At 67.5% G+C, this 19,453-nt stretch carries 13 protein-coding genes and 1 pseudogene; 6 read left to right on the top strand and 8 right to left on the bottom strand.

The annotated features are described in order from the left end of the window. Nucleotides 1–20 precede the first annotated feature (20 nt). On the bottom strand, nucleotides 21–2,888 hold the full coding sequence (locus ACT2FV_RS23850) for a valine--tRNA ligase (RefSeq protein ID WP_444504937.1): 2,868 nt from the start codon (nucleotides 2,886–2,888) through the stop codon (nucleotides 21–23). 213 nt (nucleotides 2,889–3,101) lie between these two features. On the opposite strand from ACT2FV_RS23850, the gene ACT2FV_RS23855 reads away from it, so the two are divergent. After that, entirely contained in the window at nucleotides 3,102–5,465 is a 2,364-nt protein-coding gene (locus tag ACT2FV_RS23855; RefSeq protein ID WP_059606559.1) for a UvrD-helicase domain-containing protein, read from the top strand. Beyond that, nucleotides 5,462–6,259: a 5'-methylthioadenosine/adenosylhomocysteine nucleosidase gene (locus tag ACT2FV_RS23860; protein ID WP_124903726.1), complete on the top strand. Its 798-nt coding sequence runs from the start codon at nucleotides 5,462–5,464 to the stop codon at nucleotides 6,257–6,259. The genes ACT2FV_RS23855 and ACT2FV_RS23860 overlap by 4 nt, the downstream gene beginning before the upstream one ends. Before the next feature lie 66 nt (nucleotides 6,260–6,325). Here the strand turns inward: ACT2FV_RS23860 and ACT2FV_RS23865 are convergent, their stop codons facing one another. Further along, complete coding sequence (locus ACT2FV_RS23865; protein WP_059606563.1) at nucleotides 6,326–7,564, bottom strand: MFS transporter; 1,239 nt, start codon at nucleotides 7,562–7,564, stop codon at nucleotides 6,326–6,328. A gap of 417 nt (nucleotides 7,565–7,981) precedes the next feature. Here ACT2FV_RS23865 and ACT2FV_RS23870 point away from each other — a divergent pair, with 417 nt between their 5' ends. Next, nucleotides 7,982–9,655 carry a methyl-accepting chemotaxis protein gene (locus ACT2FV_RS23870; RefSeq protein ID WP_444504938.1) on the top strand — a complete coding sequence of 558 codons (1,674 nt, stop codon included), beginning with the start codon at nucleotides 7,982–7,984 and terminating at the stop codon, nucleotides 9,653–9,655. A gap of 203 nt (nucleotides 9,656–9,858) precedes the next feature. Beyond that, entirely contained in the window at nucleotides 9,859–10,881 is a 1,023-nt protein-coding gene (locus tag ACT2FV_RS23875) for an EpsG family protein (protein ID WP_444504939.1), read from the top strand. Between the two features lie 36 nt (nucleotides 10,882–10,917). Here ACT2FV_RS23875 and ACT2FV_RS23880 read toward each other — a convergent pair whose 3' ends face one another. The 4 genes and pseudogenes from ACT2FV_RS23880 to ACT2FV_RS23895 all read right to left on the bottom strand — a co-directional run. Then, a complete protein-coding gene (locus ACT2FV_RS23880) occupies nucleotides 10,918–11,793 on the bottom strand; it encodes an efflux RND transporter periplasmic adaptor subunit (protein ID WP_047900486.1) in 876 nt (291 codons plus the stop codon). A gap of 12 nt (nucleotides 11,794–11,805) precedes the next feature. After that, nucleotides 11,806–12,009: a DUF1656 domain-containing protein gene (locus ACT2FV_RS23885; RefSeq protein ID WP_011351756.1), complete on the bottom strand. Its 204-nt coding sequence runs from the start codon at nucleotides 12,007–12,009 to the stop codon at nucleotides 11,806–11,808. Next, complete coding sequence (locus ACT2FV_RS23890; protein WP_444504940.1) at nucleotides 12,006–14,207, bottom strand: FUSC family protein; 2,202 nt, start codon at nucleotides 14,205–14,207, stop codon at nucleotides 12,006–12,008. The genes ACT2FV_RS23885 and ACT2FV_RS23890 overlap by 4 nt, the downstream gene beginning before the upstream one ends. A 21-nt stretch (nucleotides 14,208–14,228) precedes the next feature. After that, nucleotides 14,229–15,731: pseudogene (locus tag ACT2FV_RS23895) on the bottom strand (efflux transporter outer membrane subunit); the annotation flags it as partial. Nucleotides 15,732–15,888: 157 nt separating this feature from the next. Between ACT2FV_RS23895 and ACT2FV_RS23900 the strand changes: the two are divergent. Together ACT2FV_RS23900 and ACT2FV_RS23905 are read left to right on the top strand one after the other, a co-directional pair. Continuing rightward, a complete protein-coding gene (locus tag ACT2FV_RS23900; RefSeq protein ID WP_059606568.1) occupies nucleotides 15,889–16,830 on the top strand; it encodes a LysR family transcriptional regulator in 942 nt (313 codons plus the stop codon). Between the two features lie 125 nt (nucleotides 16,831–16,955). Continuing rightward, on the top strand, nucleotides 16,956–17,114 hold the full coding sequence (locus ACT2FV_RS23905; protein WP_170296438.1) for a hypothetical protein: 159 nt from the start codon (nucleotides 16,956–16,958) through the stop codon (nucleotides 17,112–17,114). 56 nt (nucleotides 17,115–17,170) lie between these two features. Here the strand turns inward: ACT2FV_RS23905 and ACT2FV_RS23910 are convergent, their stop codons facing one another. Both ACT2FV_RS23910 and ACT2FV_RS23915 read right to left on the bottom strand, forming a co-directional pair. Then, nucleotides 17,171–17,998 (bottom strand): metallophosphoesterase, encoded by an 828-nt coding sequence (locus ACT2FV_RS23910; protein WP_124903734.1) that lies wholly within the window; start codon nucleotides 17,996–17,998, stop codon nucleotides 17,171–17,173. 24 nt (nucleotides 17,999–18,022) lie between these two features. After that, nucleotides 18,023–19,444 (bottom strand): FAD-binding oxidoreductase, encoded by a 1,422-nt coding sequence (locus ACT2FV_RS23915; protein ID WP_151049676.1) that lies wholly within the window; start codon nucleotides 19,442–19,444, stop codon nucleotides 18,023–18,025. Between the last annotated feature and the right edge of the window lie 9 nt (nucleotides 19,445–19,453).

A 19,453-nucleotide genomic window follows, 5' to 3' on the forward strand; every position in this document is an offset into this window, starting at 1 on the left:
GCAAACGACCTTACTGTTTGTTACGCAGGCAACCGATCGAGCTGAGCGCGCAGTTTTTCCAGCGTGCTCTGGAATTCCGCGACGCGCTTCTGCTCCTGTTCGACCACGGCCGGCGGCGCTTTCGCGACGAACGCCTCGTTGCCGAGCTTCGCGTTGCACTTCGCGATTTCGCCCGTCAGACGCGCGATTTCCTTCGACAGGCGCTCGCGTTCGGCCGCGACGTCGATTTCCACCTTCAGCACCAGCTTGTTCGGGCCCACGATCGCGATCGGCGCGCCGTGCGCCGCCTGGTCGAGCGTGGCTTCGTCGGCCAGGATCTGCACTTCCGACAGGCGGGCGAGGGCCTGGACGTACGGCGCGAACGAGCGCAGGCGCTCGGCATCGCCGGCCGCGAGCAGCGGCACCTTGGTCGCCGGCGACAGGTTCATCTCGCCGCGCAGGTTGCGGCACGCGTCGACGATCGCCTTCAGGTCGGCCGTCCATTGCTCCGATGCCTCGTCGATCTTCTGCAGGTTCGCAATCGGATACGCCTGCGTCATCAGCGACGCTTCGCCCTCGGCCTTGCCTTGCGGATAACGGCCGGCGAGCGGCGCGACCTTCTGCCAGAGCGCTTCGGTGATGAACGGAATGATCGGGTGCGCGAGGCGCAGCACCGTTTCCAGCACGCGCAGCAGTGTGCGGCGCGTCGCGCGCTGCTGTTCCGGCGTGCCGTTCTGGATCTGCACCTTCGCGAGTTCGAGGTACCAGTCGCAGTACTCGTCCCACACGAACTTGTAGATGCTGGTGGCGATGTTGTCGAAGCGGTAGTCGGCGAAGCCCTTCGCGATGTCGGCCTCGGTGCGCTGCAGGAGCGACACGATCCAGCGGTCGGCCGCCGAGAAGTCGAGGTAGCCGCCGGGGCCGCAGTCGCCCGCGCCGCACACTTCCGGCTTGTCGGCGCCGCAGTCGTGGCCTTCGCAGTTCATCAGCACGAAGCGCGTGGCGTTCCACAGCTTGTTGCAGAAGTTGCGATAGCCTTCGCAGCGCGCGAGGTCGAAATTCACGTTGCGGCCGAGCGTCGCCATCGACGCCATCGTGAAGCGCAGCGCGTCGGTGCCGAACGCGGCGATGCCGTCCGGGAATTCCTTGCGCGTCTTCTTCTCGATGGTGGCGGCCTGTTTCGGGTTCATCAGGCCCGTCGTGCGCTTCGCGACCAGCGTCTCGAGGTCGATGCCGTCGACGATGTCGATCGGGTCGAGCGTGTTGCCCTTGCTCTTCGACATCTTCTGGCCTTCCGCGTCGCGCACGAGGCCGTGCACGTAGACGGTGTGGAACGGCACCTTGCCGGTGAAGTGCGTCGTCATCATCACCATCCGGGCGACCCAGAAGAAGATGATGTCGAAGCCCGTGACGAGTACCGACGACGGCAGGAAGTGCTTCAGTTCAGGCGTTTCGTTCGGCCAGCCGAGCGACGAGAACGGCACGAGCGCCGACGAGAACCACGTGTCGAGCACGTCTTCATCGCGCTTCAGCGCGCCCGTGTAGCCCTGCGCGGCGGCCTTCGCGCGCGCGTCTTCCTCGTTGCGTGCGACGAACACCTCGCCGTTCTCGCCGTACCATGCGGGAATCTGGTGGCCCCACCACAGCTGGCGCGAGATGCACCAGTCCTGGATGTTCTCGAGCCACTGGTAGTAGGTGGTCGTCCAGTTTTCCGGCACGAACTTGATCTGGCCGTTGCGCACGACGTCGAGCGACGTTTCGGTGATCGACTTGCCCGGGTTGAACGTGCCTTCCGGCGCCGGCTTCGTCATCGCGACGAACCACTGGTCGGTCAGCATCGGCTCGATCACGACGCCCGTGCGGTCGCCGCGCGGCACCATCAGCTTGTGCGGCTTCACGGAGTCGAGGAAGCCTTCCGCATCGAGGTCGGCGACGATCGCCTTGCGCGCGTCGAAGCGGTCGAGGCCGCGATACTGCTCGGGGCCGTTGTCGTTGATCTTGGCGTCGAGCGTCAGGATCTCGATCGGCGTGAGGTTGTGGCGCAGGCCGACCTGGTAGTCGTTGAAGTCGTGCGCGGGCGTGACCTTCACGACACCCGTGCCGAACTCGCGGTCGACGTAGTCGTCGGCGATCACCGGGATCTCGCGGCCCGTCAGCGGCAGCGTGACGAGCTTGCCGATCAGGTGCGCGTAGCGTTCGTCCTCCGGATGGACCATCAGAGCGACGTCGCCGAGCATCGTCTCGGGACGCGTCGTCGCGACGGTCAGCGAGCCCGAACCGTCGACGAGCGGGTAGCGGATGTGCCACAGGTGGCCGTTTTCCTCTTCGCTCGCGACCTCGAGATCCGACACCGCGGTGAGCAGCACCGGATCCCAGTTGACGAGGCGCTTGCCGCGGTAGATCAGGCCCTGTTCGTAGAGCGTGACGAACACGTCGCGCACGGCGGCCGACATCTTGTCGTCCATCGTGAAGTATTCGCGCGACCAGTCGGGCGACGCGCCGAGGCGGCGCACCTGGCCGGTGATCGTCGAACCGGATTTTTCCTTCCATTCCCACACGCGCTCGACGAACTTCTCACGGCCGAGGTCGTGGCGCGACACGCCCTGTGCGTCGAGCTGGCGCTCGACGACGATCTGGGTCGCGATCCCCGCGTGGTCGGTGCCGGGCAGCCACAGTGTGTTCTCGCCGAGCATCCGGTGGTAGCGGGTGAGGCCGTCCATGATCGTCTGGTTGAACGCGTGGCCCATGTGCAGCGTGCCCGTCACGTTCGGCGGCGGCAACTGGATCGAGAAATCGGGGCGGGCCGGATCGAAGGCCGGGGCCGCATAGCCGCGCTTTTCCCACTCCGGCCCCCATTGGGACTCGATGGTGCGGGGCTCGAAACTCTTCGCAAGCGTGTTGTCGCTCATGGTGGAAATCTGCCGAAAAATGCGTGAATTGGATGCCGAATCTGACAATTATAAATGGATGCACATCGGCCAGCCATTGCTTGCCCGCGCGGGCAGGTCGCAGGGGCGCCGCAACGCGGGCGACGGCATGCGGCGGAACGGATCGAAAACGGCATCGCGCGGCCGACTTATAATGGCGGGTCCGCACTTTTCTCGCACGTCCGCTGCCGCTCCATGCCCGATCTGCTCGCCAATCTGAACCCTGAACAATACGCCGCCGTCACGCTGCCGAACGAACCGGCGCTGATCCTCGCGGGGGCGGGCAGCGGCAAGACCCGCGTGCTGATCACGCGCATCGCGTGGCTGATTCAGCAGGGCTACGCGTCGCCGGCCACCGTGCTTGCCGTCACCTTCACGAACAAGGCCGCGCGCGAAATGATGGCGCGGCTGTCGGCGATGATGCCGATCGACACGCGCGGCATGTGGATCGGCACGTTCCACGGGCTGTGCAACCGGATGCTGCGCACGCACTGGCGCGACGCCGGCCTGCCGCAGACCTTCCAGATCCTCGATACGGCCGACCAGTTGTCCGCGATCAAGCGGCTGATGAAGGCGGCGAATGTCGACGACGAAAAATATCCGCCGAAGAACGTCCAGTACTTCATCAACAACGCGAAGGAGCAGGGGCTGCGTCCCGACAAGGTCGACGCGTCCGACAACTTCAACCGCAAGTTCGTCGAGCTCTACCAGGCGTACGACCAGCAGTGCCAGCGCGAGGGTGTCGTCGACTTCCCCGAGCTGCTGCTGCGCTGCTACGAGCTGCTCGCGTACAACGCGCCGCTGCGCGCGCACTACCAGGCGCGCTTCAAGCATATCCTCGTCGACGAGTTCCAGGACACCAACAAGCTGCAGTATGCGTGGCTCAAGATGCTCGCGGGCGGCGAGAACGCGATCTTCGCCGTCGGCGACGACGACCAGTCGATCTACGCGTTCCGCGGTGCGAACGTCGGCAACATGCGCGACTTCGAAGACGAATTCCGCGTGCGCAACCTGATCAAGCTCGAGCAGAACTACCGGTCGCACGGCAACATCCTCGACGCGGCGAACCAGCTGATCTCGAACAACTCGCATCGCCTCGGCAAGAATCTGCGCACCGACGCCGGCCATGGCGAGCCCGTGCGCGTGTACGAGGCGAGCACCGATGCGCAGGAAGCCGGCTGGATCGTCGAGGAGATCCGCTCGCTGATCAACACCGGGATGTCGCGCAGCGAGGTGGCCGTCCTGTATCGCAGCAATGCGCAGTCGCGTGCGATCGAGCACACGCTGATGACGTCGGGCATCCCGTATCGCGTGTACGGCGGCCTGCGCTTCTTCGAGCGCCAGGAAGTGAAGCACGCGCTCGCGTACCTGCGCCTGATCGACAACCCGAACGACGACACCGCGTTCGTGCGCGTCGTGAATTTCCCGACGCGCGGGATCGGCGCGCGCTCGATCGAGCAGCTCGCGGACGCCGCGCGCCTGTACGACTGCTCGATGGCCGCGGCGATCCCGTACGTCACCGGCAAGGCCGGCACGAGCCTCGGCGCGTTCGCGAACCTCGTCGCGAAGATGCGCGCCGAGACGCAGCAGATGAGCCTGCCGGAAACGGTCGAATACGTCGTGCGCGCGAGTGGCCTCGCCGATTTCTACCAGGGCGAGCGCGAAGGCCAGGACCGCCTCGAGAACTTGCAGGAACTCGTGAACGCGGCCACCGCGTTCGTCAGCGAGGAAGGTTACGGGCTCGATGCGCCGGCCCGCTCGATTCCGCTGCGCGCGGGCGCGATCGCGGCGCCGGAGCTTGGCGTGGCCGTGGACGATCCGACAGTCGACGTGCTCGATCCGGCGCCGCTCGGCGACCCCGCGCAGAACCCCGACACGATGACGCCGCTCGCGGGCTTCCTGTCGCACGCGTCGCTGGAAGCCGGCGACAACCAGGCGCAGGCCGGCCAGGACGCGGTGCAGCTGATGACGGTGCACGCGGCGAAGGGTCTCGAATTCTCGGCCGTGTTCATCACCGGCCTCGAGGAAGGGCTGTTCCCGCACGAGAACAGCGTGCTCGAATCGGATGGTCTCGAGGAAGAGCGGCGGCTGATGTACGTCGCGATCACGCGCGCGAAGGAGCGGCTCTACCTGTCGTTCGCGCAGAGCCGGATGCTGCACGGCCAGACGCGATACAACGTGCGCTCGCGCTTTTTCGACGAATTGCCGGAGCACGTGCTGAAGTGGCTCACGCCGAAGGTCGAGGCGGGCTCGCGCTGGGGCGGCCGCTCGGACAACGCCGGCTGGGGGCGCGACTGGTTCGCGCGGCCGGGCGGCGGCAGTCGCGAGCAGGTCGTCGACGCGGCGGTCTCCGCGCCGCTGCCGGCGTTCGCGAACAAGCAGCGCGCGGCCGACACCGGCTTCCGCATCGGCCAGCAGGTATTCCATACCAAGTTCGGCGAGGGGACGGTCACTGCGCTCGAAGGCAACGGCGCCGATGCGAAGGCGCAGGTGAAGTTCAAACGGCACGGCGAGAAGTGGCTCGCGCTGGCGGTCGCGAAACTGCAGGCGGTGGAATGATGACCATCGCCATGACTGAAACGGTTTCGACGCGCCCGCTCGGCATTCTGGCAGCGCTGCCCGAGGAACTCGGCGACCTGATCGCCGCGATGCGTGCCGAAGGCGTGATGAAGACGATCACGCTCGGTCGCCGCGATTATCACGTCGGCACCGTGCACGGCGCGGCCTGCGTCGTCACGCTCGCGCGGGTCGGCAAGGTTGCGGCCGCCGCGACGGTCAGCGCACTGATTCATGTGTTCGGCGTGTCCGGCATCGTATTCACCGGCGTCGCCGGCGGCGTGTCGCGCACGGTACGCGTCGGCGACGTCGTCGTCGCCGATCTGCTGCTGCAGCACGATCTCGACGCGTCGCCGCTGTTTCCGCGCTACGAGGTGCCGCTGCTCGGCATCACGCGGTTCGCGACCGATGCGGCGCTGACGGCTCGTCTGAAGGCCGCGTGCACGCTGTTCGTCGCAGAGGAGGGCGCGCGGTTCGCCGAGCGTTTCGGGCTGGCGGGTGCGACGTTGCACGGCGGGCTGATCATCAGCGGCGACCGCTTCGTGTCGAGCGAGCGGGAAGTCGTCGCGCTGCGCGACGCGCTGCCGGACGCACTCGCGGTCGAGATGGAAGGTGCGGCGATCGCGCAGGTGTGCGCCGAGCACGACGTGCCGTTCGCCATCGTGCGCACGATCTCCGATACGGCCGACGATCACGCGACGCAGTCGTTCTCGCATTTCCTGTCGGCGATCGCGAGCAGCTATTCGTCCGGCATCCTCAAGCGTTTCCTTTCGCTGCATGCGACGACGGCGGCCTGAAGCCGCCGTCGCATTTTCCCTTCGAATCGGTCGGCCGGCCGCGGCACACATGCCGCGGCCGGTTCGTCACGTCTTCTTGCGCCGGCTGCTTTCGAGGTTCGGCAGGAACACCGTCAGCACGCCGATCAGCGGCAGGAACGAGCACACCTTGTAGACGAACGTGATGCTCGTCGCATCCGCGAGCTGGCCGAGCACGGCGGCACCCACGCCGCCCAGGCCGAACGCGAAGCCGAAGAACAGGCCAGCGACCATCCCGACCTTGCCGGGCATCAGCTCCGTCGCATAGACGAGGATCGCGGCGAACGCCGACGCCAGCACGACGCCGATGATCACGCTCAGCACGCTTGTCCAGAACAGGTTCGCGTACGGCAGCAGCAGCGTGAACGGCGCGACACCGAGGATCGACACCCAGATCACGTACTTGCGGCCGATCCGGTCGCCAACCGGGCCGCCGATCAGCGTGCCGGCCGCGACCGCCGCGAGGAACACGAACAGGTGGATCTGCGCGGCCTGCACGGACAGGTGGAACTTGTCGATCAGGTAGAACGTGAAATAGCTGTTGATGCTTGCGAGGTAGAAGTACTTCGAGAAGACCAGCAGCACCAGCACGCCGATCGCGGCGAGCACGCGGCCCTGCGACAGCGTCGGATGGCCGGCCGCCGCGGCCTTCTTCTTCATCGACGGATGCTTCTTGTACCAGTGGCCGATCTGCGTGAGGACGACCATCGCGACGAGCGCGGCCGCCGAGAACCACGCAATGCTGTGCTGGCCGTGCGGAATGATCACCAGCGCGGCGAGCAGCGGCCCGAGTGCCGAACCTGCGTTGCCGCCGACCTGGAACAGCGACTGCGCGAGCCCGTGCTGGCCGCCCGATGCCATCCGCGCGACGCGCGACGATTCCGGATGGAACACCGACGAGCCGCAGCCGACCAGCGCCGCCGCCGCCAGCAGCGTCGGGAAGTTCTGCGCGGCCGACATCAGCAGCAGCCCCGCGAGGGTGAAGCCCATCCCGACCGGCAGCGAATACGGTTTCGGCCGCTTGTCCGTGTACAGGCCGACAAGCGGCTGCAGCAGCGACGCGGTGATCTGGTAGGTCAGCGTGATCAGGCCGATCTGCGCGAACGACAGCGCGAACTGGCTCTTGAGCATGGGATAGATCGCGAGGATCAACGACTGGATCATGTCGTTGAGCATGTGCGAGAAGCTGATCGCGCCGAGCACGGGGTAAACGGTACGCGGAGCGGGTGGGGCAGACGGCTGGGCTGCGGCTGTTGCGCCGGCGCCCGTATCGAGGCTGGTTTCCATGTGAGCTGAGCGAGTTGAGGTGGCGGGACGCGCTCTGATGGGGATCGGCGCGTTCGAATCGTTGTTGCGTCAAAGAAGTCTAATGTGGCGCATCGAGAATGTCAGGACAAGTTTTGTCGCGATTCGGACATTGCTGTGACGATTCGGCCATGACGCGTTTTTTGGCCATGTATAACGCTGCGACGCTGCGGCGGGTCCGCCTTTCATCGGGCCGCGCGGGACCGGATCGGTGTTTGCCCGGACTCAAGGCGCGCCGATGGCGGCCGTAGAACGACGCAGCGACATCACAAGTGCGCCACGTGCGGCACCGGCCACGAGCCGGGCGAGCGCAGGGCGCGCGGCATGGCGGGCCATCGCGGCAATGCCGGCCGCCGGAACCGACCTTTCCAGCGGCATGATCAATACGGGGAAATATCGATGAAAGCAGCTTCATTGCATCCGAGGCCGGTTGCGGCCGCCGCCGCATCCGACGCAGCCGTCAGGCCCGCCGCATGGCGCGCGCGCTCAGCCGGGCGCGAACGCCGGTCGTGGACGGTCAAGGCGACGTTGCGCGCGGCCTTCGCGATCCTGCTGGCCGGCACGCTCGCGATCGGCGTGTTTTCGTTGTGGCAGATCAGCCGGCTGAACGCGTCGATTGCGTCGGTCTATGAGCAGGGGCACGTCGCGAGCCGGGCGGCGGAGGAGGTGCGCGCCGAGGTGCTACGCGCGAGCCGCGCGCAGAAGATGCTGCTGACCGCGACCACCGCGAAGGAGCGCGACGACCTGGGCGCCGAGGTTGGCGCGGGGCTCGCGTCGATCGGCCAGGCGCTCGCGACGCTGCAGCGATACGCGGATCCGTCCGATGCGGACGATTCCGCGCGACTGCGCGCGTTCTCGATGGCGGTCGGCACGTGGAGCGGCCATCTGCGCGATTTCGTCGCGCTCGTGCAGGCGCAGCCGCTCGACCTGTCGCAGATGAACTGGCAAGTCGGCACGCAGGACGTGTCGCTGCTGGTCGAGACCGGCAAGCTCGAAAAGCTCGTCGCGATGCTGGTGAAGACGCGCGGCGCGAAGTCGAAGGCGACGCTCGATGCGTCCGCAACGATCTTCTCGTCGTCGTTCGCGATGATCGCGGCGATGACGGCCGCGCTGATCGTGCTGGCGATCGCGATTGCCGAAGGGGTCGTGCGCCGCCTCGCGTCGCAGCTCGGCGGCGAGCCCGCGGAGGCGAAGGCGATCGCCGCCGACATCGCGCGCGGCGACCTCACACGGCATATACCGCTCGGCCGGCACGACCGCGACAGCATGGTGCGTGCGCTGTCCGACATGCAGACCGGGCTCGCGGCGACCGTCGGCGAGATCGCCGTCAGCGCCGAGGCGATCGCGGCCGCGTCCGGCGAGATCTCGACCGGCAACCTCGACCTGTCGCGGCGCACCGAGCAGCAGGCCGTCGCGCTGGAGCGCACCGCGGCCAGCATGGAGGAGCTCACGTCGACGGTGCGGCAGAATGCCGAGAACGCGCGGCAAGCGAGCACGCTCGCGGCCAATGCGTCGGCCGTCGCGGAGGTGGGCGGCGAAGTCGTCGGGCGTGTGGTCGCGACGATGAGCGAGATCGACGACAGCGCGAAGAACATTCGCGACATCATCGGCACGATCGAGGGGATCGCGTTCCAGACCAACATTCTCGCGTTGAACGCCGCGGTCGAGGCGGCGCGCGCGGGTGAGCAGGGACGCGGTTTTTCGGTGGTCGCGGGCGAGGTGCGGCTGCTCGCGCAGCGCGCGGCGACCGCGGCGAAGGAGATCCGTGCGCTGATCGGCGCGTCGGTCGAGCGCGTCGCGAACGGCGCGGCGCTCGCGCACGATGCGGGACGCACGATGAACGACGTGGTGCGGGCGGTCAAGCGCGTGACCGACATCATCGGCGAGATCTCCGCGGCGTCGGACGAGCAGAGCGCGGGAATCGACGAGATCGGCCGCGCCGTCACGCAGATGGATGCGGGCACGCAGCAGAACGCGGCGCTCGTCGAACAGGCGGCCGCAGCAGCGAATGCGCTCGACGAGCAGGCGCAGGCCCTCAAGTCGCTGGTCGGACGCTTTCGCATCGCGGCCTGAGCGTCGCTTCGTCCCACACCGTCGCGAGCCGTCCGTGGGCGACGCGCAGGCTGGCGGGCTGCTGTCGATCGGTGACAGTCCGTGCAGTCGGCCCGCACGCAATCCCTTACAATGCGCCTCCACATAGCTGGGGGCCAGATCCGCGCGGCGCGGTCGCACCGACTCCGGGGCGACAGCACGCCGAGCGGGTCGTAACAACGACGATGACGATTTACCTGACGGGATACGTGTGGATGCTCGCGTCCGCCGCGATCGGAATGCGCACGCGCACGGCCGCGTGGCGATGGCTCGCGGCGGGCATCGCGCCGGCCGCCGCGTTCGCCGTGCTGCGGGGCCGGACGGGCACCGACACGGCGATCTACCACGACATCATTTCCGGCATCTGGAGCGGTAACCTGAAGGTCGTGCCGCGCACGCTCGAACCGGGCTTCGTCTGGCTCGTGCGCGCGCTTGGGTGGCTCGGGCACGATCCGCACATCGCGATGGCGATCCTGTCGCTGCTGGTCGTCGTCGCCTGCGTGGCCGCGTTCGGCCGGAGCGCCGAGGACGCATGTGTGTTCGCCACGCTGATCTTTCCGCTGTTCTTCTACGACATGGCGATGAGCGGCGTGCGCTACGGCGTCGCGTTCTGTGTCGCGAAGCTTGCTTCGGACGCGTGGGCGCGCAGGCGGCACGGCGCGTCGCTCGCGTTCGCTGCCGCGGCGACCAGCATGCACGTGTCGGCGGCGCTGCTTGTCGTGCTGCTGCAGATCCGACGGTTGCGCCTGCTGCGCTATGCGGGGCTGGCAGTCGCGATCGGCGGCGTGCTGTTCGCGATGCATCACGACGCGCTGCTCGCGAAGGTCGGCCTGTATGCGGCGTTCACGCCGCCCGCGCAGACATCGGGCGGCGCACCGCTCGGCCTTGCGATGCTGACGCTCGCTGCCGGCTGGGTGCTGCTGGCGCGCATGCCGCGCACGCTCGTGTTCCTGTTCGTCTGCGAGATCGCGAGCTTCGCGCTCGCGCGGGTCAGCTATGCGGGGCTGCGCTTCCAGTGGCTCGTACTGTTCGCGATGGGCTGTCAGTTCGTGCCGATACAGCACGTGCCGGGGATCCGGCGCCGGCACGTCATCGTTGCGCTGGCCCTGATCGGCGCCGTCGGCTTCGCGATGCGAATGCGCAACATGCTCGGCGAATACGGGCTCGGCCCGTCGCCGTTCCTGCCTTACCGGTTCTTCTGGGAATGACGCGGCCGGGTGCGGTGGCGCCCGGCCGGAGTGCCGTCACGACTTCTTCTGCTTGTCCGGATCGATGATGACCGTGCAGGTTGTGCCCGCCGACAGCACCACGTCGGCCGGCACTTCGTCGATGCGGATGCGCACCGGCACGCGCTGCGCGAGGCGCACCCAGTTGAAGGTCGGGTTCACGTCCGCGACGAGGTCGCGGCTTTGCGGGTTGTCGCGATCGTAGATGCCGCGCGAGATGCTCTCGACATGGCCCTTCATCACGCCGCCGCTCATCAGCCGCATCTCGGCCGGTGCGCCGACCTTCACGCGCGGCAGCTTGGTCTCCTCGAAGTAGCCGTAGACCCAGAACGAATGGCTGTCGACGATCGCGAGCTTCGCCTGGCCGGCCACCGCGTAGTTGCCCTTGAACGTCTGCAGGTTCGTGATGTAGCCGTCGACCGGCGCGACCACGCGCGTGCGTTCGAGATTGAGCTTCGCGGCGTCGAGCGCGGCGATTGCCTGCTGGTACTGCGCGTCGGCGCTCGATGCGCTGTGCGCCGCGTTCTCGCGGTTTTCCTTCGACACGACGAGCGCGTCGAGGTCGGCACGACGGGCCGCGTCGTCGCGGCGCATCTGCAGTTCCGCGCGGCGGGCGGCGACGGCCGCCTGCGCCTGCTCGACCGCGATCTGATAGTGCGACGGGTCGATCTGCATGATCAAATCGCCCTTTTTCACGAGCTGGTTGTCATGCACCGGCAGCTCGACGATCGCGCCCGACACGTCCGGCGCGACGTTGACGATCTCGGCACGGACGCGCCCGTCGCGCGTCCACGGATCGTCCATGTAGTGCACCCACAGCGAGCGCCCGATCAGGATCGCGACGAGAAGGATGACGGCGGTCGCGACGAAGCCGAAGAGTTTTCTGAGAATCATGATGGTTCGGAATCAACGGTAAACGGCAAGACTCAGTCCGCCGCAAATGCAGACGAGAAGGCACGCGCGGAACAGCGACGGGTGCCAGACGAGACGGTAGAGGCCCGTATAGGCAAGCAGGCGGTCGACGGCCCAGGTCGCCAGCGCGCCCAGGACGAACATCAGGACCACCGTGGGCATGTAGGCATCGAGAATGGCGATTTCACGCGGCATCATGACGAGGCTCCTTGTTGGGGACGCACGGGGCGATTGCGGTTGAGCGGCTCGAGGGGCGATTCCGGATCGAGCAGCGCCGTGCGTACGAAATGCAGATGACTCAGGATGCGCTGCAGCCGATGACGCTCCTCGCGCGACGGCGTGAACGCATCGAGCGTCTGCCGGGTCGCGTCGATCGCGGCGTTGACCGCGTCGAGCGTCGCGTCGAAGCGCGCTGCGTTCGGCTTGCGGAACAGCGCGGACAGCGCGGTGCGCATCGTCTCGATCGCGCGTCGCCACGACGTCGTCGGCGCATAGCGCGGGTCGGACGGCAGCATCGCCAGTTCGGTGCGCAGGTCGAGCGCCGCATTGCCCGTCTCCAGCACCGCGAACATCCAGCGCAGCGCGTCGCGCTGCACGTCGGGCTGGTCGGCCGATAGCGTGTGCGCCTGGAACATCAGGTCGCGCGCGCCGCTCTCGAAGCGCGTGCGCAGTCCGGCCAGACGTGCGTGGCATGCGGCGACCACCTGGTGGCGCAGGTCGGCGAACAGCCGCTTCTTGAGCCACGGCGCGGTCGGCGGAAACAGCACCGCGAACGCGATCGCCGAGACCAGCATCGACAGCACCAGCGCGAGCGCGTCGTTCATGAAGCTCATCGGGTCGTAGTGCGTGATGTTGTCGGGGCCGGCGAGGAAGCTGAAGAAGATCAGGTAGCCCATCCCGTAGCCCGCGAGCTTCGGCTTCAACGTCATGAAGATGCCGATCGCGAGCAGCGGCGCGAGGGCCGCGCACAGCAGCGGGAAGCCGTCGATGTGCGGGTAGATGCCGAATGTCAGCAGGAAGCCCGTGCATACCGCCAGCGCGGTACCCATGCCCATCTGGGCGGACATCGCGGTCGGGCGCGGCGTCGACGACGCGAGCGCGCAGGTGGCCGCGGCCGTCAGCGTCATCGTCACGCCGCTCGGCCACGCGGTTTCGATCCAGAACCAGCCGAGCACCAGGATCACGGTCGCGGTCCGAATCGCCGCGATCACCATCGCCGTCACGTTGGTGCGCGGTTCGTAGCGCTCGATCCAGCGTTCGCGCTCGTGCGTCGGGGTCGACAGCGACGCATAGGTCGCCGCGTATTCGTGCAGGTCCGTGATGAAGCGGTACAGCAGCTCGGTGGCCGTGTCGAAGTCGAGCAGTGGAAAATCCGGTTGCGTCTCGAGCGCGGCGCGCGTCACGCGGATGCGGCGCGGCAGCGCGTCGCGCCACGCGAGCAGCTGTTCAGCCGCGAGCGCGGCGTCGGTCGACGAGCGTACCGGTTCGCCATTGCGCGTCAGAAGGGGCGCGATTTCGCGGAAGTACGGCTCGATCGCATCGATCGCGGCCTGCGCGCCGGCCGCGCGCAGCCGGTTCATCAACTGGTGCAGTGCGTGGAAGCGGCTCGATACGCTCATGAACTCGCTGTTCAGCCGCGCGAGGCGGCCGCTGCGCATCCGCGTGTCCGGATCCTCGAACACGGCCATGCTGCGCGCCGCTTCGAAGCCGACCACGTCCGCGACGAAGCGCGCATGGATGGTTTCGATGTGCGCGCGGTCGAGCTGGCCCGACAGCGCCGCCGCGACGTAGTCGACGAAGCTGCTGAAGCGCTTGCGCACGGTCGTGCGCATCTGCTGGCCGGTGTACTGCGGAAACACCAGCGCGCTGACGACGCCTGCGGACACGATCCCGACCATGATCTCGGCGACCCGCGTCATCGCGCTCATGAACGCGCCGTCCGGATGTTGCGATGCCGGCAGCCCGATCAGCGCGGTCGTGTAACCGGCGAGCAGGAAGCCGTAGCTGCGGAAGTTGCGGTTGCGCGCGGCGCCGGCCGTGCACAGGGCGACCCACAGCGCGACGGCCAGCAGGAACAGCTGCGGCTGCTGCGGGAACAACCCGACGAACGTGAGCGTCGCGATCAGCCCGAAGATCGTGCCGGCGACCCGGTAGAAGCTCTTCGCAAGCACCGCGCCGCTTTGCGGCTGCATCACGATGAACACCGTGGTCATCGCCGTCTTCGGCGCCGGCAGGTCGAGCCGCATCGACACGCCGGTCGCGATGAACGCGGCGAGCAGTGCCTTGAACAGATAGAGCCACGCGGCGCCGTCGCTGCGGGCCCAGTCGCCGAACGCGGCGGACCAGGCCGCGAGCGGGCCGGCGGCGTGCGTGGAAGCGGGGGAGGAGGCGGACATGACGGTTGCTCCGCGTTACCGTGCGGCCGACGCGGCACTCGCGGCGGATTCGTCATGCGGCGGATGGCCGCCCTGAACGTCTGTTTCCGTCTCGACGCCACCGCCGAGCGCGGCCATCAGCTGCGCGTGCGCGGCGAGGCGCTCGGCGTCAATGCGGGCCGCCGTCTCCTGCGCGCGCAGCAGCTGCTGTTGCGAGACCAGCACGTTCACGTAATCGGTTAGCCCGCGGCGGAAGCCTTCGCGCGACAGCTGGTAGCTGCGGTCGTTGGCGGCGACCGAGCGCGCGGCGTCCTTCTTCTGCGTATCGAGCGAGCGGATCCGCACGACCTGGTCGGCGATGTCCTTGAGCGCGCCGACGACCGTCTGGTTGTAGCGCTCGACCGCCTGGTCGTAGCCGGCGTCGGCCGCACCGAGTTGCGCGCGCAGGCGGCCGCCTTCGAAGATCGGCAGGGACAGCGCGGGGCCGGCGGTCCAGCCGCCGTTCATCGCCCGCAGGAAGTCGGCGAACGGCGCGGTCACGCCGAAGCCGCCGACCGTCGCGAGCAGATCGATGTTCGGGTAGAACGCGGCTTTCGCGACATCGATGCCCCGTGCCTGCGCGTCGACCATCCAGCGGGCCGCGACGACGTCCGGGCGGCGGCCGAGCAGGTCGGCCGGCATGGCGGACGGCAAGCCGGCCGGCGCGTCGAGCGTCAGGCTCGGCCGCTTGATCGCATCGCCGGCGCCCGGGCCCTTGCCCGCGAGCGCGGCGAGCTGGTGGCGCGCGAGCTGGATCGCTTCTTCATAGCTGTCGATCTGGCGCTCGTAGTCGGGCAGCGTCGATTCGGCCTGGCTGACTTCGAGCTGCGTGCCGAGGCCCGCCTGCAGGCGCTTGCGCGCGAGATCGGCCAGCGAGCGCTGGCGTTCGAACGTTTCGTGCGCGAGGTCGAGCAGCGCGTAGTTCATCGACATGCCGACATACGCGCGTACGACGTTGACCTCGAGCTCGAGCTTCGCCGCCCGTGCGTCGGCTGCGGTCGCATGCGCGGTGTCGAGCGCGCGCTCGGTCGCGTTCTTGTCCTTGCCCCACAGGTCGAGGTGGTACGACAGGCCGAGCGTGCCGGTGTTGTTCCACGTGTCGGTGTTGGCGAGCGGCCCCGGGCCGTAGTAGACGTTATCGGGCCAGTGCTGGCGCATCAGCGACAGGTTGCCGTTGATCTGCGGCAATTCCGCGGAACGGGCCACGCGTGCCATCGCCTGCGCTTCGCGAACGCGGGCCTCGGCGGCCGCGAGGGTCGGGTTGCCGGCCTGCGCGGCGGCGATCCACGCGTCGAGCTGCGGGTCGCGGTAAGCGCGCCACCAGTCGGACGCGGGCCAGCCCGCGTCGCGGTTCGCCGCGCGGATGGCGGCACCGGCATCGAGCGTGTTCGCTTCGATGCGGGCGGACTGCGGCTTGTTGTCGCCCATGCTCGCGCACCCGGCCATTATTAATGAGACTGCAAGAACCGCCAGTGCCAGCGTCCCTTTTGTTGCCGGAGACTGCACGATTTTCTCCCTTTCGGATATAGATGAGTCGGATGCGATTATATTTTTCAGTGATTCCTGAATAAATGGACAAGGATGCAAGTCATTTTTACGAATCCTGAGATAATATTTGTTCGACCCTGTGCAACAATCCATCCGGATTCAAACGGGTAATGCGATGGATACGCTACAAAACATGCGGGTATTCGTCCGCGTGGTCGACGCGGGAAGCTTTACCGCGGCCGCCCAGCAGATGAATTCGACTACTGCCTACGCGTCGCGCGCCGTGTCGGATCTCGAGGCGCATCTGCGCACGCGCCTCCTGAACCGGACGACACGCCGGATCGCGCTGACCGAGGCAGGCGAGCGCTACCTGCAGCGCTGCGAGCAGATCCTCGCGTACGTCGACCAGGCCGAGGCCGAAGCGGGCGACGCGCACGCGCGCCCGTCGGGCAAGCTGAAGGTCCATTGCTTCACGAGCCTCGGGCAGCACTACCTGGTGCCGGCCATCGCGCGCTATCGGCAGCGCTATCCGGACGTGCACGTCGAACTGACGCTCGCGCAGCGGATGCCCGACCTGCTCGACGAGGGGTACGACGTCGCGATCGTCGTCGGCCGCGACCTGCCCGATTCGGGGCTCGTGTCGCAGCGGCTCGGCGAGAGCTACAGCGTCGTGTGCGCGTCGCCCGGCTATGTCGACGCGCACGGCGTGCCGCGGACTCCCGCGGATCTCGAGCACCACGTCTGTCTCGGGATGGTCGCGCCGGGATTTCACTTCGACGAGTGGTCGCTGTCGGGGCCGCGAGGCGACGAGGTGATTCCGATCACGGCGCCGCCGTTCCGCGTGAACGTCGCAGAGGCGCTCGCGGTGGCCGTGCGGGAAGGAATGGGGATCGGCGGGTTGCCGCTCTATTCGGCGATCGGCGGGCTGCGCAGCGGGCACATCGTGCGCGTGATGCCCGAATACCGGTCGCACGTGATGAACATTTACGCGCTGTATCCGTCGCGCCAGTACCTCGACGCGAAAATCCGCACCTGGGTCGATTTTTTGCGCGACGAGTTGCCGGCCACGCTCGAAGCCGACGAAGCCGCGCTCGCGCAGTTCACGGCTGCGACATGAGCGCGCGGTCGACCCCGATCTGACGAGATTTGTCCTTCGCGCAACATTTTTTTACCCTCGGACGGCGGACAGTTTGATACTGTTCAAATCAGAGAGATTTGGATCTGCCCATACCCGGAGTCGCAATGGATACGCAACTGATGATCGGCCTTGGAGTTCTGCTTGGTGCGGCTGCTGCCGCCGCGGCGACGCGCGATCTGCTGCGCGCGATGAAGGCACGGATGAAGCCGGTGCCGGTGCGGGTGCGCCCGTCGTCGAACGGATCGCGCCGCGCCGATCGCTGATCGGGCGGCCTTTCGGATCGGGAAGGGCCGCATCACGCGCCCCGACGGCCGGGCGCTCAGCCGAGTTCGACCACTCTGTCCCACGCAAACGCGGGATTTTCCAGTTCGCCGGTGCGCCGGTGGATATAGCCGCGCGGGTTGCACACCACGCGCGTGCCGCTGTCGGTCACGTAATCGAATGATGTATGCGTGTGGCCGTGGATCCACAGGTCCACGGGCGGCCGCACGAGTTCAGCCATGTCCGTGACGAATCCCGCAGATGCGAGGTCTTCCGCGTAACGCTCGGCCAGCGAGCGCAGGTGCGGCGCATGATGGGTGACGACGATCGTGCGGCCGTCGAACGGCGTCGCGAGCCGTGCTTCCAGCCACGCACGGCCTTGCCGGTGCAGCGCGATCGCGTCGGCCGGCGTGAAATCCCGCTCCGGCGCCACCGCCGCATGCAGTGCCGCATCGTGCGGCCACGTCACCTGGATCAAGCCCTTGAAATCGAGCATCACACGCATGCCGGCATCGATCGCGCGTGCGATGCTCGTCTCGTCGGCGCCGAACAGCGAGAAATCGGACCACAGCGTCGTACCCAGCACGCGGAAGCGCTGCGCCGGATCGACGTACACGCCGTTGTTCAGGTAATGCACGTTGTCGATCGCCTGCGCGGCGTCGCGCATCGCGGTTTCGAGCGCGCCGAATTCCCCGTCGTAGTACTCGTGGTTGCCCGGCACGTAGATCACCGGCACGTCCGTGTCGAACGTTTCGGCGGCCCAGCGCAGGCCTTCCGCGTGATTGTGGATGTCGCCGGCCAGCACGACGAGATCCGCATCGGCATGCGCGATCGTGTCGGGCTGGTTGCTTTCGAGATGCAGGTCGGAAAGGACGCGAACTCTCATGGACATCGCTCCGGGTTGGGGGCTTCAGCGCAGGACCTTGCCGGGATTCATCAGCCCGCGTGGGTCGAGCGCGTTCTTCAGCGTGCGCATGAGTGCCGTTTCGACCGGCGACTTGTAGCGCTGTGCGTCGTCGATCTTCAACTGGCCGATCCCGTGCTCCGCGCTGATCGTGCCGTGGTGGCGGTGCACGTTGTCGTAGACGATGCGATTGATCGGCTTCTGGAATTCCGCGAGGAACGCCTTCGGGTCGCCGCCTTCGGGCGTCTGCACGTTGTAGTGCAGGTTGCCGTCGCCGAGGTGGCCGAACGTGACCATCCGTGCGCCGGGCGCGGCCTGCTGGATTGCCGCGTCGGTTTCGTCGATGAAGCGCGCGATCGACGAGATCGGCACCGCGATGTCGTGCTTGATGTTCAGTCCCTCGTCGGCCTGCGCGAGCGGGATGTGTTCGCGCAGATCCCAGAACGCGCGCGACTGCGCGAGATTTTCCGCGACCACCGCGTCGACCACGAGCCCGGCCTCGAACGCCTCTTCCATCAGCTTTTCGAACAGCGCGCGTGCGTGCGTTTCGCTTTCGTTGTCCGACAGTTCGAGCAGCACCGTCTGCGCATGCGTGCGGTCGAACGGATAGCGCAGTTGCGGATAATGCTTGCCGACGAGCTGCATGCAGAAGTCGGACATCAGCTCGAAGCCGGTCAACAGCGGGCCGGCCGCGCGCTGCGCGAGCGCGAGGAAGTCGAGCGCCGCGTGCGGCGACTCGAGCGCGGCCAGCGCGGTGACCTGCGCGGCCGGCAGCGGATGCAGCTTCATCACGGCGGCCGTGATGATCCCGAGCGTGCCCTCCGCACCGATGAACAAATCGCGCAGGTCGTAGCCCGTGTTGTCCTTGCGCAAGCCGCGCAGGCCGTCCCAGGTCTCACCCTGCGGCGTCACGATCTCGAGCCCGAGGCACAGCTCGCGCGCGTTGCCATAGCGCAGCACCGCGGTGCCGCCCGCGTTGGTCGACAGGTTGCCGCCGATCGTGCAGCTGCCTTCGGCGGCGAGGCTCAGCGCGAACAGGCGGCCGCCTTCGCGGGCGCGCGCCTGCACGTCGGCGAGGATCACGCCGGCTTCGACCGTGATCGTGTTGTTGTGCGGATCGAGCGCACGCACGCGGTTCAGGCGCGCGAGGCTCAGCACGGCCTGGCCGCCGCTCGCGTCAGGCGTCGCGCCGCCGGCGAGGCCCGTGTTGCCGCCCTGCGGCACGAGCGCGACGCCATGCGTGTTCGCGAGCCGGACGAGCGCGGCGACTTCGGCCGTATCGGCCGGTTTCAGCACCGCGCACGCGCGGCCTTGGTAGCGGCGGCGCCAGTCGATCAGGAACGGCTCGGTGTCGTGCGGATCGGTCAGAACGTAGGTGGCGCCGATCGCGTCGCGGCAGGCGGAAACGAAGGCTTCGGAAGAATTCATCACGTTCGG

This window comes from Burkholderia sp. PR2, from assembly GCF_052372875.1.
In the GTDB taxonomy this organism is placed as follows: Bacteria; Pseudomonadota; Gammaproteobacteria; order Burkholderiales; family Burkholderiaceae; genus Burkholderia; species Burkholderia diffusa.